At 63.2% G+C, this 14677-nt stretch carries 14 protein-coding genes and 1 riboswitch; of the genes, 11 read left to right on the forward strand and 3 right to left on the reverse strand.

Going from position 1 to position 14677, the window contains the following annotated elements:
- Positions 1–5: 5 nt before the first annotated feature.
- Positions 6–656: a phosphoribosylglycinamide formyltransferase gene (gene purN / locus LUB09_RS02675; RefSeq protein ID WP_209983558.1), complete on the reverse strand. Its 651-nt coding sequence runs from the start codon at positions 654–656 to the stop codon at positions 6–8.
- Positions 656–1714: a phosphoribosylformylglycinamidine cyclo-ligase gene (gene purM, locus LUB09_RS02680; RefSeq protein WP_209983556.1), complete on the reverse strand. Its 1059-nt coding sequence runs from the start codon at positions 1712–1714 to the stop codon at positions 656–658. The genes purN and purM overlap by 1 nt, the downstream gene beginning before the upstream one ends.
- A gap of 357 nt (positions 1715–2071) precedes the next feature.
- On the opposite strand from purM, the gene LUB09_RS02685 reads away from it, so the two are divergent.
- The 5 genes from LUB09_RS02685 (at position 2072) to LUB09_RS02705 (ending at position 6659) form a co-directional block, all read left to right on the forward strand.
- Positions 2072–3112: a DUF2066 domain-containing protein gene (locus LUB09_RS02685; protein ID WP_231421553.1), complete on the forward strand. Its 1041-nt coding sequence runs from the start codon at positions 2072–2074 to the stop codon at positions 3110–3112.
- 36 nt (positions 3113–3148) lie between these two features.
- Complete coding sequence (locus LUB09_RS02690) at positions 3149–4222, forward strand: AI-2E family transporter (protein WP_057010335.1); 1074 nt, start codon at positions 3149–3151, stop codon at positions 4220–4222.
- Positions 4223–4425: 203 nt separating this feature from the next.
- The gene (gene hda, locus LUB09_RS02695; protein ID WP_209983550.1) at positions 4426–5130 is read left to right on the forward strand and encodes a DnaA regulatory inactivator Hda; all 705 of its coding nucleotides are present in this window, start codon (positions 4426–4428) and stop codon (positions 5128–5130) included.
- Between the two features lie 209 nt (positions 5131–5339).
- Entirely contained in the window at positions 5340–5969 is a 630-nt protein-coding gene (locus LUB09_RS02700) for a C40 family peptidase (protein ID WP_060548805.1), read from the forward strand.
- Between the two features lie 144 nt (positions 5970–6113).
- Entirely contained in the window at positions 6114–6659 is a 546-nt protein-coding gene (locus LUB09_RS02705) for a C40 family peptidase (protein ID WP_057010337.1), read from the forward strand.
- Positions 6660–6781: 122 nt separating this feature from the next.
- Here LUB09_RS02705 and LUB09_RS02710 read toward each other — a convergent pair whose 3' ends face one another.
- Complete coding sequence (locus LUB09_RS02710; RefSeq protein WP_231421555.1) at positions 6782–8095, reverse strand: PQQ-dependent sugar dehydrogenase; 1314 nt, start codon at positions 8093–8095, stop codon at positions 6782–6784.
- A 100-nt stretch (positions 8096–8195) separates the two neighbouring features.
- Positions 8196–8450: riboswitch (cobalamin riboswitch) on the forward strand.
- An 80-nt stretch (positions 8451–8530) separates the two neighbouring features.
- Here LUB09_RS02710 and cobO point away from each other — a divergent pair.
- The 6 genes from cobO to LUB09_RS02740 are packed head-to-tail and all read left to right on the forward strand — an operon-like array spanning position 8531 to position 14476.
- Positions 8531–9142, forward strand: a complete 612-nt coding sequence (gene cobO, locus LUB09_RS02715) for a cob(I)yrinic acid a,c-diamide adenosyltransferase (protein ID WP_209983545.1) — start codon at positions 8531–8533, stop codon at positions 9140–9142.
- Positions 9139–10494, forward strand: a complete 1356-nt coding sequence (locus LUB09_RS02720; RefSeq protein WP_209983542.1) for a cobyrinate a,c-diamide synthase — start codon at positions 9139–9141, stop codon at positions 10492–10494. The genes cobO and LUB09_RS02720 overlap by 4 nt, the downstream gene beginning before the upstream one ends.
- The gene (gene bluB / locus LUB09_RS02725; protein ID WP_231421562.1) at positions 10491–11141 is read left to right on the forward strand and encodes a 5,6-dimethylbenzimidazole synthase; all 651 of its coding nucleotides are present in this window, start codon (positions 10491–10493) and stop codon (positions 11139–11141) included. The genes LUB09_RS02720 and bluB overlap by 4 nt, the downstream gene beginning before the upstream one ends.
- Positions 11138–12046: an adenosylcobinamide-phosphate synthase CbiB gene (cbiB, locus tag LUB09_RS02730; protein ID WP_231421563.1), complete on the forward strand. Its 909-nt coding sequence runs from the start codon at positions 11138–11140 to the stop codon at positions 12044–12046. Before bluB ends, cbiB begins: the two co-directional genes overlap by 4 nt.
- Positions 12039–13028 carry a threonine-phosphate decarboxylase CobD gene (cobD, locus tag LUB09_RS02735; RefSeq protein ID WP_209983536.1) on the forward strand — a complete coding sequence of 330 codons (990 nt, stop codon included), beginning with the start codon at positions 12039–12041 and terminating at the stop codon, positions 13026–13028. The genes cbiB and cobD overlap by 8 nt, the downstream gene beginning before the upstream one ends.
- A complete protein-coding gene (locus tag LUB09_RS02740) occupies positions 13025–14476 on the forward strand; it encodes a cobyric acid synthase (protein WP_231421564.1) in 1452 nt (483 codons plus the stop codon). The genes cobD and LUB09_RS02740 overlap by 4 nt, the downstream gene beginning before the upstream one ends.
- Positions 14477–14677: the final 201 nt, after the last annotated feature.

Genomic DNA, 14677 nt, shown 5'->3' on the forward strand with positions numbered 1-14677 from the left:
ATCTCCTAAGTTCGAATCAAGTGGCCGCTGGCCGCGAGTAACTGACCGTCCAATAATGCACCCTGTTCACCGAGAATCAACCGACCCTCGGCAAACCAGCGAACAGCCAGTGGGTAAATTCTGTGTTCCTGGGCATGAACCCGTTGCGCAAGGCTCTGCGCCGAGTCACCCGACTCTACCGGAACCACTGCCTGTACGACCAGAGGTCCGCCATCGAGTTCCTCGGTGACAAAGTGCACGCTGCAGCCGTGCTCGCTGTCGCCGGCGTCAAGCGCGCGCTGGTGAGTGTGCATGCCTTTGTATTTGGGCAGCAGGGAAGGGTGGATATTGAGCAGGCGCCCAGCGTAGTGCCGCACGAAGTCAGCGCTGAGGATGCGCATGAAACCGGCCAGGACCACGAGTTGGGGTTTGAAGGCGTCGATCAGTTCGATCAAGGCCGCGTCGAAGGCCTCGCGACCGTCGAATGCCTGGTGATCCAGCGAGCGGGTGTCGATGCCGGCGTCCCTGGCGCGTTGCAGGCCGTAGGCATCGCTGCGATTGGAAATCACCGCAGCGATGCGCAAAGGGCTGTCGCCGGTGCGCGTGCTGTCGATCAAGGCCTGCAAGTTGCTGCCGGTGCCGGAAAGCAGCACCACGACATTACAGGTCCGAGGCATCAGTGAGCCTTGAGGTTCTTCAGTTCGACCTGGGCTGCGCCTTGCGCGGCAGTGGCGATCTGGCCGATCACCCAAGGCTGCTCGCCGGCTTCACGCAAGACGTTCAGCGCGGTCTCAACGTGTTCCTGTGCCACGCAGATGACCATGCCCACGCCGCAGTTGAGTACGCGGTGCATCTCGGTCTCGTCCACATTGCCCTGCTCCTGCAGCCAGTCGAAGACTGCCGGGCGCTGCCAGCTGGCTACGTCGACAATCGCCTGGGCGCCTTTTGGCAGCACGCGCGGAATGTTGTCCAGCAGGCCGCCGCCGGTGATGTGGGCCATGGCTTTTACCGCGCCAGTATCCTTGATCAACTTGAGCAGCGGCTTGACGTAGATGCGGGTCGGGGCCATCAGCAGGTCGGTCAGCGGCTTGCCGTCGAGCTGGGTGTTTTCGATGTCGGCGCCGGACACTTCAATGATCTTGCGGATCAGCGAGTAGCCGTTGGAGTGCGGGCCGGAGGATGGCAGGGCGAGCAGGGCGTCGCCAGCAGCGACTTTGGAGCCGTCGATGATCTCGGCTTTTTCCACCACACCCACGCAGAAGCCGGCCAGGTCGTAGTCTTCGCCTTCGTACATGCCGGGCATTTCAGCGGTTTCGCCGCCGACCAGGGAGCAACCCGACAATTCGCAGCCGGCGCCGATACCGGTCACCACCTGTGCCGCGGTGTCTACGTTCAGCTTGCCGGTGGCATAGTAGTCGAGGAAGAACAGCGGCTCGGCGCCGCACACCACCAGGTCGTTGACGCACATGGCGACCAGGTCGATGCCGATGGTGTCGTGCTTGTTCAGGTTCAGCGCCAGACGCAGCTTGGTGCCCACGCCGTCGGTGCCGGACACCAGCACAGGCTGCTTGTAGCCGGCCGGGATTTCGCAGAGGGCGCCAAAACCGCCCAGGCCGCCCATGACTTCGGGGCGCGCAGTGCGCTTGGCGACGCTCTTGATGCGTTCGACCAATGCTTCACCGGCGTCGATGTCTACACCGGCGTCCTTGTAGCTCAGGGAGGGTTGCTTGCTCATGATCCAGGCCTTTAGGGGGGATTTCTGGGTAACGACCGAGCCGACGGCGGCGTTTGTGAAAAGGCCTCGACGTTGACGGTCTGCGAAGGCGCGCGATTTTATCAGGCTTGAGGGGCAGCGGCCATCCTCGGGCCGACGGGCAGGGCCATATAGGCTAAAAAAGGCCGATTAAAAAAATGCTCAGCGGCCCTGCCCTGGTGCGTATTAAGGTATAGCCTTGAGCAAGCTATCGTTGTGACAGTACGAAAACTTACCGCAACCCTGTGAATGTTTTATCAATCACTCTGGTCACAGCCTGGCTGAACCGGGTGCACGCGGTCTGTTCCACCCGCTAAATTTGTCGTTCGGGAATCTTCCATGCGTTTGTGTAAATTCTTTTTTGTAGGCTGTTTGTCGTTGTTCAGCCTGGCGAGTCATGCCGAAACCCTCAATGGCCTCTATCAAGTGCTGGAACCTGTCAGCAGCCAGTCGCCCCAGGAGCGCGACCAGGCCACCCAGCGCGCGGTGCAGACCCTGGTGATTCGCCTGACCGGCGACGCCAAGGCCGCCGAAGGCCCGGGCCTGGCGGCGATCCGCAAGGACCCGCAGCAAATCATCACGCAATACGGTTACGACGCCGGCCCGCCGGAAAGCCTGCAGGTGGATTTCGACCCGGTCAGTACTGACCGCGCGCTGCGTGACGCGGGCCTGTCGATCTGGGGCAGCAATCGCCCGTCGATCCTTGGCTGGTGGCTGAACGATTCCACCGACGGCAGCAGCCTGGTCGGTGATGGACAGCCCGTCGCCCAGGCGCTGCGCCGTGCCGCACAGCATCGCGGCCTGCCGCTGCGCCTGCCGTTGGGTGATCTGGATGAACAGGTGGTTGCTACCGCACCGAATCTGGAAGGCGCCGACGCCACGCCGTTGCGCGCCGCTTCCGAGCGCTATGGCGCCGACGCGTTGCTCGCGGTGCATGCGCGCCAGGAAGGCAGCCAGTGGCAGGCCAAATGGCGGCTGTGGCTGGGCGATAAAAGCGAGCAGGGCACCGCGCAAGGCGCCGACACCGCTGCGGTTGCCGACGCGGTGCTGCTGGCCGTCAGCCAGAAGCTCGCGCCGCGCTTTGCCGTCAAGCCGGGCATGACCACCGAACAGTTGCTGGAAGTGCAGGGCATGAACCTGGAGCGTTACGCCTCGCTCGCTCACCTGCTGGAACCTTTTGGCGGCCAGCCGCAGTGGGTGGACGGCAATCGCATTGTGTATCGCGTCAATGGCAGTGCCGATCAATTGCGCACCCAACTGAGCCTGGCCAGGCTGCAGGAAATTCCCGCAGGTGAAGCTCCGGTTCAGCCACCCGCAGTTGATGGCACGCAACCCGCAGCGGCACCTGAACCTCAGGCGCAACTGCGTTTTCGTTGGTAAATATTCTTCCTTATATAGAAGCAATTGGAGTGGTGTATGGCGGATACGCGTCGTTGGGTGTGGCTTGGCGGGATTGTCCTGCTGTGCGTTTTTGTGTTCCTGCTGCATTCGATCCTGACGCCGTTCCTGGTCGCGTTGTTGCTCGCCTATCTGTTCGATCCGGTCGTGGATCGCCTGGAAAAGCTCGGCCTGTCGCGGACCCTGGGCGTGGTGACGGTGTTTGCGCTGTTCACGTTGATCATCACCGCGCTGGTGCTGGTGCTGGTGCCGATGCTGGCCAAGCAGCTGTTTCGCTTGTACGAGCTGGCGCCGCAGATGCTCGACTGGCTGCAACACACGGCGATGCCGTGGGCTCAGACCAAGCTGGGGCTGTCGGAGGGGTTCTGGAAGTTCGACAAGGTCAAGGCCGCGATCAGCGAGCATATGGGCCAGACCACCGACATCGTCGGTGTGGTGCTCAGTCAGGCCACCGCTTCCAGCCTGGCGCTGATCGGTTGGCTGACGAATCTGGTGCTGATTCCGGTGGTGGCGTTTTACCTGCTGCGCGACTGGGACATCATGATGGCCAAGATTCGCGGCCTGCTGCCGCGAGACAGCGAGGAGCGCGTGGTATCACTGGCGGCAGAGTGCCATGAAGTGCTGGGTGCATTCGTGCGTGGCCAGTTGTTGGTGATGCTGGCACTGGGCATCATCTACGCGGCCGGGCTGATGGCTATCGGCCTGGAGCTGGGCCTGTTGATCGGCCTGATCGCGGGCCTGGCGGCCATTGTGCCCTACATGGGCTTTGTGATCGGGATCGGCGCGGCGCTGGTGGCCGGGTTGTTCCAGTTCGGCGGCGACCTGTACCCGATGCTGGGGATTGTCGCGGTGTTCATGGTCGGCCAGGCCCTCGAAGGCATGGTGCTGACGCCCTTGCTGGTGGGTGATCGGATCGGCCTGCACCCGGTGGCGGTTATCTTTGCGATCCTGGCGGGCGGTGAGCTGTTCGGTTTTACCGGCATCCTGCTGGCTTTGCCCGTGGCGGCAGTGATCATGGTGTTGGTGCGCCATGTGCACGTGCTGTACAAGGATTCGGATGTGTACACGGGCGTCGAAGACCCCGAGCTGTAATCGCAGTGCGACAAACCCGGCTCATGGCCGGGTTTGTTGTTTATGAGGTGGGCGCGTCAAACACTCCGTATAAACCGGCAGGTTAACGCAAACCTTTGATTTTGCTTGTGGTCTGCTGCATTGTGCGCCCGGCGTCACGGGTATAGACTTTGCCAACTTTACACAGAGGCCACTAGCGGTTCGATGGGAGCCGTTCAGTCAGCATGAAACCGATTCAGCTGCCCCTAGGTGTGCGTCTGCGTGATGACGCAACCTTTATCAATTACTACCCAGGCGCCAATGCCGCAGCACTCGGCTATGTCGAGCGTCTATGCGAAGCCGACGCCGGGTGGACGGAAAGCCTGATCTATCTGTGGGGCAAACATGGCGTGGGACGTACCCATCTGTTGCAGGCCGCGTGCCTGCGCTTCGAGCAGATGGGCGAGCCGGCGGTGTATCTGCCACTGGCCGAGCTGATGGACCGTGGCATCGGCATTTTCGACAACCTTGAGCAATACGAACTGGTGTGCCTGGATGACCTGCAGGCCATCGCCGGCAAAGCGCAGTGGGAAGAAGCCTTGTTCCATCTGTTCAACCGCCTGCGTGACAGCGGCAGGCGCCTGCTGATCGCGGCGTCCACCTCGCCCCGGGAATTGCCGGTCAAACTGGCCGACCTCAAGTCACGCCTCACCCTGGCGCTGATCTTTCAGATGCGCCCCTTGTCCGACGAAGACAAATTGCGTGCCCTGCAATTGCGTGCATCGCGTCGCGGCCTGCACCTTACCGACGAAGTCGGGCATTTTATTCTCACCCGTGGCACCCGCAGCATGAGCGCGTTGTTCGATTTGCTCGAACAACTTGACCAGGCCTCCCTGCAGGCACAAAGAAAATTGACGATCCCTTTTCTCAAAGAGACGTTGGGCTGGTAACCGTTTGATTCGCAACGGTTCGGCATTTTTCAGGCGCCAGAAATCCTGCGTTTTAGCCTCACCGGCTACGCATTGTGCTCATTAAATGGAATTACGGCTTAGATGGCGCAGTCCAATCGCCAAGTCACATAGACCTCGATTGAATTTGCAAATCGATCCGATAGCGGGCATAGTCTCGGCTTCTTTACATACCAGCCACGGTCGTGCCCATGCTAAATCGCTTCGCACCCCTCGTGCCTCTCGCACTTGTCACCCTGTTGTTTGGTTGCGCCTCCCAGCCCCAGCAAGTGGCTGTCCAGCAAAAACCACAGGTTCAAAGCCAGGCAAAATTCGTTGCTGCTCAGTCTGCTTCTGTTTACGAAGAAGAGCTGGCAACCGAAAAAGAGCTGACCGATTTCTCCGGCAGCAAGCCTTACCAGCTTCCGGTGCTGGCCGACAGCATCCTCGAACGCGGCATGTCGCTGATCGGTACCCGTTACCGTTTCGGCGGTACCTCTGAAGCCGGTTTCGATTGCAGCGGTTTCATCGGTTATCTGTTTCGTGAAGAGGCGGGCATGAATCTGCCACGCTCGACGCGCGAAATGATCAACGTGAAAGCACCGTTGGTCGCGCGCAACAACCTCAAGCCTGGCGATCTGCTTTTCTTCAGTACAGCGGGCCGTGGTCGTGTCAGCCACGCCGGTATCTACCTGGGCGATAACCAGTTTATCCACTCCAGCAGCCGTCGCAGTGGCGGTGTTCGAGTCGACAGCCTGGGCGACAGTTACTGGAGCAAGACCTTCATTGAAGCCAAGCGCGCACTGGCCATGGCCCCGTCCACAGTGACCGCCAGTAAGTAAAGTTAAAGTGATACTTGAAGTTTGACGCGTAAGCGCTAGAATCCCTGGACATTGTTGTAATCCGTTCGCGCGAGCTTTGCTTGCGCGTTCTGGTTTTCAGCGTTCGGCAGCGAAAGCCGCATCCAGACCAGGATTGTTCTGCCCATGTCGACCTCGGCCCGCCTCATGCTTCTTGTTTGCGCCGCGCTGCTCAGCGCCTGCGCAAGCCGTCCACCGCCGCCGGCGCCTGTCGCCGTCAAGCCCAAGCCGGTGTTCAACTACGCTGCCACCCAGAGTTTCTCGCCTGCGGCCGAAGACGTGCTTTTCCGTGCACTCGGCCTGGTTGGCACACCGTATCGCTGGGGCGGTAATACGCCGGACTCGGGGTTCGATTGCAGTGGCCTGATCGGGTTCGTCTATCGTGATGCCGCCGGCATTTCCCTGCCGCGTACCACCCGCGAACTGATCGTGATGCGCGCCCAGGACGTGAGTGAACAGAACCTGCAGACCGGTGATTTGCTGTTCTTCGCCACCGGCGGCGGTTCCCGCGTCAGCCATGCGGGCATCTACGTGGGTGAAGGTCGTTTCGTGCACGCGCCGCAAACCGGCGGCACAGTGAAGCTGGATACCCTGTCCAAGGCGTATTGGCAGAATGCGTACCTGAGCGCCAAGCGCGTATTGCCGGCCGAGCATCTGGCGCGCAACCCTTAACGCTGAAACCAGGATCCATATGTGGGAGGGGCTTGCTCCCGATGACGGTGCATCAGTCCAGGAATTCATTGACTGACCCACTGCTATCGGGGGCAAGCCCCTCTCACATTTTTTCGCGGCGTTTATTTAGCTGCTGAAACCCGCCACACCTTATTCCCCACATCATCAGCCACCAGCAGATCCCCCTGCTGATCGATCACCACGCCCACCGGCCGGCCCATTGCTTTCTCGTCCTTGTCGAGGAAGCCGGTCAGCACGTCCACCGGCTGCCCCTTGGGTTGCCCGCCTTCGAACGGCACGAAGATCACCTTGTAGCCACTGTGCGGCTTGCGGTTCCACGAGCCGTGCTGGCCGATGAACGCGCCGTTGCTGAATGGCGCCGGGAGTTTGCTGCCTTCGGCAAAGGTCAGTCCCAGGGACGCGGTATGCGGGCCCACGGCGTAGTCCGGCGCAATGGCCTTGGCCACAAGCTCCGGGTTCTGCGGCGTCACGCGCACATCCACATGCTGACCGTAGTAACTGAACGGCCAGCCATAAAAGCCGCCATCCTTGACCGACGTGATGTAATCCGGCACCAGGTCGCTGCCGATTTCGTCGCGCTCGTTGACTGCCGTCCACAGTTTGCCGCTTTGCGGTTCCCAGGCCATGCCGTTGGGGTTGCGCAGGCCCGAGGCGAAAATCCGGTGCTGGCCGGTGGCGCGGTCAACTTCCCAGATCGCTGCGCGGCCTTGTTCGGCTTCCAGGCCGTTTTCGCCGACGTTACTGTTGGAGCCGACGCTCACGTACAGCTTGCTGCCGTCCTTGCTCGCCACCACGTTTTTCGTCCAGTGGTGATTCAGCGGGCCACCGGGCAAGTCCACCACCGTGGCGCCCTGGGTTTTGATCGCGGTTTCACCAGGCTGATAGGCAAAGCGCAGCAGTTTGTCCGAGTCGGCCACGTAGAGGTCGTTGCCCACCAGGGTCATGCCGAATGGCGAGTTGAGATTTTCCAGGAACACCGTGCGTGTCTCGGCCACACCGTCATGGTCGGCATCGCGCAGCAGGGTGATGCGGTTCGGGCTCGGCACGCCAGCGCCGGCGCGGCCCATGACTTTCTCCATCACCCAGCCGCGAATGCCCTTGGCATCATCCGGCTTGGGCGGCGCGTTGGTTTCGGCCACCAGCACGTCGCCATTGGGCAACACATACAGCCAGCGCGGGTGGTCCAGGCCTTCGGCGAACGCGGCCACCTGAGTACCGGCGGCGGCCGTCGGCTTGGCGCCATCAGGCCAGCCGATGGCCGGTGCGATATTCACGGTGGGGATCAGCGTCTTGTTCGGCTGCGGCAATTTGGGCGACGGCCCGGTGCCATCCGAGACCTGCAACGTCGAGCTTTCACCGCAGGCGGCGAGGGTGCCGGCGAGCATGATGAGTAAGGCGAGTCTTGTTTTATGCATGATTTTCTCCTGAATGCCTGTAAGGGTAGAGGATTGCCTGCGCAGGATGGTTCAAGTGCCAGGCCAGCTTTAATTGACGCTCCCCCCCCCAACCCACTAACCTTCGCCGCTTGTTCCAGGTGCTCCGTGGCGCGTGCGTCGACAGAGTGAAACAGGGAAGCCGGTGAGTGAGCGCACTTGTACACAGTGCTGCCGCGATCCCGGCGCTGCCCCCGCAACGGTAAATGAGTCAAAACGGTGCTGTTTGCCACTGTATCGTGCGCGATATGGGAAGGCGCGCCGCCGGCCTGCCTGCGCTTGATACGTGCAGGCGCCGCTCATGAGTCCGGAGACCGGCCTTGAACATTCAACAGCATCACGGTGGGCGATGCTTGGCTGTCTGTATGCGCTTGTTTCCTGCCCGCCGTTTTTGTCCAGCCCCAACGGAGAGCTGCCATGACCGATTCCCCCGAACGTGACGAGCGCCATCTGGCGCGCATGCTGCGCAAAAAAGCCGTGATCGACGAGCGCATCGCCAATTCGCCGAATGAGTGCGGCCTGTTGCTGGTGCTCACCGGCAACGGTAAAGGCAAGAGCAGCTCGGCCTTCGGCATGCTGGCCCGCGCCATGGGCCATGGCATGCAGTGCGGTGTGGTGCAGTTCATCAAGGGGCGTTTCAGCACCGGCGAAGAGATGTTCTTCCGCCGCTTCCCCGAGCAGGTGCGCTTTCACGTGATGGGCGAAGGCTTCACCTGGGAAACCCAGGACCGCCAGCGCGACATCGCCGCCGCCGAGGCCGCCTGGGCGGTGTCCCGGGCGATGCTGCAAGACGCCTCCATTGGCCTGGTGGTGCTGGACGAACTGAACATCGCCCTCAAGCACGGCTACCTCAACCTCGATCAGGTCCTCAGCGACCTGCAGGCCCGCCCGCCGATGCAACACGTAGTGGTCACCGGCCGTGGCGCCAAGCCCGAGCTAATTGAAATGGGCGATACCGTCACCGAAATGGGCATGCTCAAGCACGCATTCCAGGCCGGCATCAAGGCTCAGAAGGGCGTCGAACTTTGAATCAGCCCCGTCATTGCCCGGCCGTACTGATCGCCGCACCGGCGTCCGGCCAGGGCAAAACCACTGTGACGGCTGCCCTGGCCCGCTTGCACCGCAACCTTGGGCGCAAGGTGCGCGTGTTCAAGTGCGGCCCGGACTTCCTCGACCCAATGATCCACGAGCGCGCCAGCGGTGCGCCGGTGTATCAGTTGGACATGTGGATGGTGGGCGAGCAGGAAAGTCGCCGCCTGCTGTGGGAAGCGGCGGGCGAGGCCGACCTTATTCTGATTGAAGGCGTCATGGGCCTGTTCGACGGCACGCCCTCCAGCGCCGACCTGGCGCGACATTTCGGCGTGCCGGTGCTCGGCGTGATCGACGGCACCGCCATGGCCCAGACCTTCGGCGCACTGGCCCTGGGCCTGGCGCGCTACCAGCCGGACCTGCCGTTCGCCGGCGTGCTGGCCAACCGGGTCGGTACCCTGCGCCATGCGCAACTGCTCGAAGGCAGCCTCACCGAGGGCCTGCGCTGGTACGGCGCGCTGTCCCGCGAGACCGGTATCGAACTGCCCAGCCGCCACCTGGGCCTGGTGCAGGCCAGTGAACTCAATGACCTCGACGCGCGCCTGGACGCCGCCGCCCAGGCGCTGGGCAGCAGTTGCGAAGTGGCGGTGCCGCCGTCAGTGACCTTTGCCGTGCCTGAAGTGATCGAGGCCGAGCCGCTGCTCGCCGGCGTGCGCATTGCCATCGCTCGGGACGAAGCGTTTGCCTTCACCTATGGCGCCAGCCTGGACCTGTTGCGGGCGATGGGTGCCGAGCTGACGTTCTTTTCTCCGCTCCACGATAGCCAGCTGCCTGAGGCCGACAGCCTCTACCTGCCCGGTGGTTACCCGGAACTGCACCACCAGGCGCTGTCGCACAATACCTCGATGCTCGCGTCCATTCGCGCCCATCACGCGGCGAACAAACCCTTGCTCGCCGAGTGTGGCGGCATGTTGTACCTGCTCGACTCGCTCACCGACGTCGACGGCACCCGCGCCGAACTGGTGGGCCTGTTGCAGGGCGACGCGGTGATGCAGAAAAAACTGGCAGCGCTGGCGCTGCAGAGTGTCGAGCTGCCGGAGGGCACGTTGCGCGGGCACACCTATCACCATTCCTTGACCAGCACCGAGTGGCAGCCGATCGCCCGTGGCCTGAGCCCCAATGGCGGGCGCGGCGCCGAGGCGGTGTATCGACAGGGACGGATGACCGCTTCCTATGTGCACTTTTACTTTCCGTCGAATCCGGCGGCGGTGGCCGCGCTTTTTGCGCCGGACCTCAAGACAGCGTTCACAGATCAAACGGTGGGAGCGGGTTTGCCCGCGACTGGGCCATGACCGATCACGCATTCCCCCAGGCCGAACGCGACGCCGTCTACCGCGCAATCGCCGAACGCCGCGACATGCGCCACTTCAGCGGCGGCACGGTCACACCCGAATTATTGCAGCGCCTGCTCCAGGCCGCACACCAGGCCCCCAGTGTCGGCCTGATGCAGCCGTGGCGGTTTATCCGTATCAGCGACCGCTCGTTGCGCGGGCGGATTCAGCAACTGGTGGAAGAGGAACGCGTGCGCACCGCCCAGGCCCTGGGGGAGAGCTCCGACCAGTTCATGAAGCTCAAGGTCGAAGGCATTCATGACTGCGCCGAAGTGCTGGTGGCGGCGCTGATGGATGACCGTGAGCGGCATATCTTCGGCCGTCGCACCTTGCCGGAAATGGACATGGCCTCGCTGTCCTGCGCGATCCAGAACCTGTGGCTGGCAGCGCGGGTGGAAGGGTTGGGCATGGGCTGGGTGTCGCTGTTCGAGCCCCGGGCCCTGGCCGACCTGCTGGGCTTGCCGCCGGGCGCCAAACCCCTGGCCGTGTTGTGCCTGGGCCCGGTCGCCGAATTTTATCCGGCGCCGATGCTGCAGCTCGAAGGCTGGCGCGAGCCACAACCGTTGAGTGACATGCTGTATGAAAATGCGTGGGGAGTGAGTCAATGAGTGTGGCCTTGCTGTGCGTCGCTGCGGTGGCGCTGGACGCGCTGCTGGGTGAGCCCCGGCGCTGGCATCCGCTGGTGGCGTTTGGCAACTTCGCCGGGCGTATCGAGCAACGCTTCAACAGCGGTGGACGCGGCTGGCGCAGCCATGGCGTGACCGCCTGGGTGATCGCGGTGGTGCCGTTGACCCTGCTGGCCACCGCGTTGTCATGGGCGCCCTACATTGGCTGGGCGCTGGAGATCCTCGCGTTGTACTGCGCCCTGGGCATGCGCAGCCTGGGCGAACATGTGATGCCCGTGGCCCAGGCCCTGCGCAGCGATGACCTGGTTGAGGCGCGCACACGGGTGAGCTACCTGGTCAGCCGCGAGACCGCCGAACTGGACGCCACCGACGTCGCCCGCGCCGCCACCGAATCGGTGCTGGAAAACGGCAGCGACGCGGTATTTGCCGCACTGTTCTGGTTTGTGGTTGCCGGCGTGCCGGGCGTGGTGCTTTATCGTCTGAGCAATACGCTGGACGCGATGTGGGGCTACCGCACTGAACGCTTCGAGCGCTTCGGCTGGGCGGCGGCCAGAATTGACGATGTGCTCAACTATATTCCCGCACGGCTGGTGGCCTTGACCTACGCCGTGCTGGGCAAGACCCGCCTGGCGCTCAAGTGCTGGCGCACCCAGGGTCCGACCTGGGACAGCCCCAACGCTGGCCCGGTGATGGCGGCCGGCGCGGGCGCGCTGGGCGTGGCGCTTGGCGGTGCGGCGATTTATCACGGCGAGCTGCACCAGCGTCCACCGCTGGGCGAAGGCCCGCCGGCGGATGCCGATGCCATCGAGCGGGGCTGGCAACTGGTGCAACGCGGCGTATGGTTGTGGCTGCTGATCCTGTGCGCGGGGGCGCAATTTTATGCTTGAGCACGGCGGACGGCTGCGCAAGGCGGCCATTCAATACGGTATTGCCGAAGATCAGTGGCTCGACCTGTCCAGCGGCCTGGCGCCGTGGCCATGGCCGATCCCCGAGATCCCGCTGCGGGCCTGGGCGCGCCTGCCGGAAACCGACGATGGCCTGGAGTTGGCCGCCAGCGAGTATTACGGCGCGGCGCATGTGTTGCCGGTGGCCGGTTCCCAGATGGCCATCCAGCTACTGCCGCGCCTGCGTCGCTCCGGCAAGGTCGGCGTGTTGTCGCCGTGTTATGCCGAACATGCCGAGGCCTGGCGTCGCGCCGGGTATGTGGTGCGCGAAGTGCAGGAGCAGGAAGTCGACTTCTTTCTCGACAGCCTCGATGTGCTGGTGGTGGTCAACCCGAACAACCCCACCGGGTTGAACCTGAGCCCGCAACGTCTGCTCGATTGGCACGCCCGCCTGGCGCAACGCGGTGGCTGGCTGGTGGTGGACGAAGCGTTCATGGACGTCACCCCGCACCTGAGCCTGGCAGGCCATGCCCATCAGGTCGGGTTGATCGTGCTGCGTTCATTCGGCAAGTTCTTCGGCCTGGCCGGTGTGCGGCTTGGCTTTGTCCTGGCCGAGCGGCGGTTGCTCAAGTTGCTCGCCGAGCAGGTCGGTCCCTGGGCCGTCAGCGGGCCGACGCGTGTGCTGGGTCAGGCATGTCTGCGTGACAGCGACGGGCATACGCGCCAGCGTGCGCGGTGTGTCGAGGCCGCTCAGCGTTTGTTTGCCCTGCTCGAGCGCCACGGCTTTCAACCTCAGGGCGGCTGCGCTCTGTTCCAGTGGTTGATCACGACGCACGCCGAACGGCTGCACGAATTCATGGCCCAGCGCGGCATCCTGCTGCGCCTGTTTGTCCACAACAGCAGCCTGCGCTTCGGCCTGCCCGACACCGAGGCCGACTGGCTGCGCCTCGATACGGCCCTGGCCGCTTACCGGGAGACCGCATGAGTACGCTGATGGTGCAGGGCACCACCTCCGATGCCGGCAAAAGTACCCTGGTGACCGCGCTGTGCCGCTGGCTGGTGCGCCAGGACGTGGCGGTGGCGCCGTTCAAGCCGCAGAACATGGCCCTCAACAGCGCCGTGACCGCCGAAGGCGGCGAGATCGGCCGTGCCCAGGCCGTACAGGCCCAGGCCGCGCGCCTGGCGCCCCACACCGACATGAACCCGGTGTTGCTCAAACCCAACAGCGACACCGGTTCCCAGGTCATCATCCATGGCCGCGCCGTCACCAGCATGAACGCGGTGGCCTATCACGATTACAAAGCCATCGCGATGCAGGCGGTGCTGGCCTCTCACGCGCGCCTGAGCGCAGCCTACCCGGTGGTGATGGTGGAAGGCGCGGGGTCGCCGGCAGAGATCAACCTGCGCGCCAACGACATCGCCAACATGGGCTTTGCCGAGGCGGTGGATTGCCCGGTGCTGCTGATCGCCGATATCAACCGTGGCGGCGTGTTCGCCCACCTGGTGGGCACCCTGGAATTGCTCTCGCCCAGCGAACAGGCGCGGGTTCGGGGCTTCATCATCAACCGCTTTCGCGGCGACATCGCGCTGCTGCAGCCGGGGCTGGATTGGCTGCAGGTGCGCACCGGCAAACCGGTGGTGGGCGTGTTGCCTTATGTGATGGACCTGCACCTGGAAGCCGAGGACGGCATCGACCGGCGCCAGATCGACAAGGCTGCGCAGGTGCTCAAGGTGGTGGTGCCGGTGTTGCCGCGCATCAGCAACCATACGGATTTCGACCCGTTGCGCCTGCATCCCCAGGTAGATTTGCAGTTCGTGGGGCCGGGCCAGCCGATCCCGGCCGCCGACCTGATCATCCTGCCAGGCTCGAAAAGTGTGCGCAGTGACTTGGCGTACCTGCGCGCCAATGGCTGGGACAGCGCCGTGGCGCGGCATTTGCGCTATGGCGGCAAGGTGCTGGGGATTTGCGGTGGTTTGCAGATGCTCGGCGAGCAGGTGCATGACCCGCTTGGGCTGGAAGGGGCGGCGGGGTCCAGTGATGGGCTGGGGTTGCTGGGGTTCACCACCACGCTTGAAGAAGAAAAGCAGTTGCGCAATGTGCGTGGGCGGCTGTTGTTGGAGGACGCTGAGGTCAGTGGCTATGAGATTCATGCGGGGGTGACGTCGGGTGACGGGCTGTCGCGTGCTGCGGTGCTGCTCGATGATGGGCGCAGTGATGGCGCGCTCAGTGCTGACGGGCAAATTCTCGGCACCTACTTGCACGGATTGTTCGAAACTCCCGCCGCGTGCAGCGCCTTGCTGCGTTGGGCCGGGTTGCCGGATGTGCAGGAGGTGGATTACCACGCGTTGCGTGAGCGCGATATCGAGCGGTTGGCGGATTTGGTCGAGAACCATCTGGATACCGAGTTGTTACGCAAACTGTGTGGAATCTGACGGTGTACATACGGCGTCTCTGTGGAAGCGGGCTTGCCCGCGATGGCAGCCTGACAGCCGGTCACTATTCAACTGAAGCGCCGCGTTCCAAATGTGGGAGGGGGCTTGCTCCCGATGGCGGTTTTTCAGTGTACATATCCGTTGTTGCGGTAACGGCTGCTTATGGTTCCGCTCTTACAGCGGGTCACTTTTGGAAGAGCC

Source organism: Pseudomonas sp. Leaf59, from assembly GCF_920984685.1.
In the GTDB taxonomy this organism is placed as follows: Bacteria; Pseudomonadota; Gammaproteobacteria; order Pseudomonadales; family Pseudomonadaceae; genus Aquipseudomonas.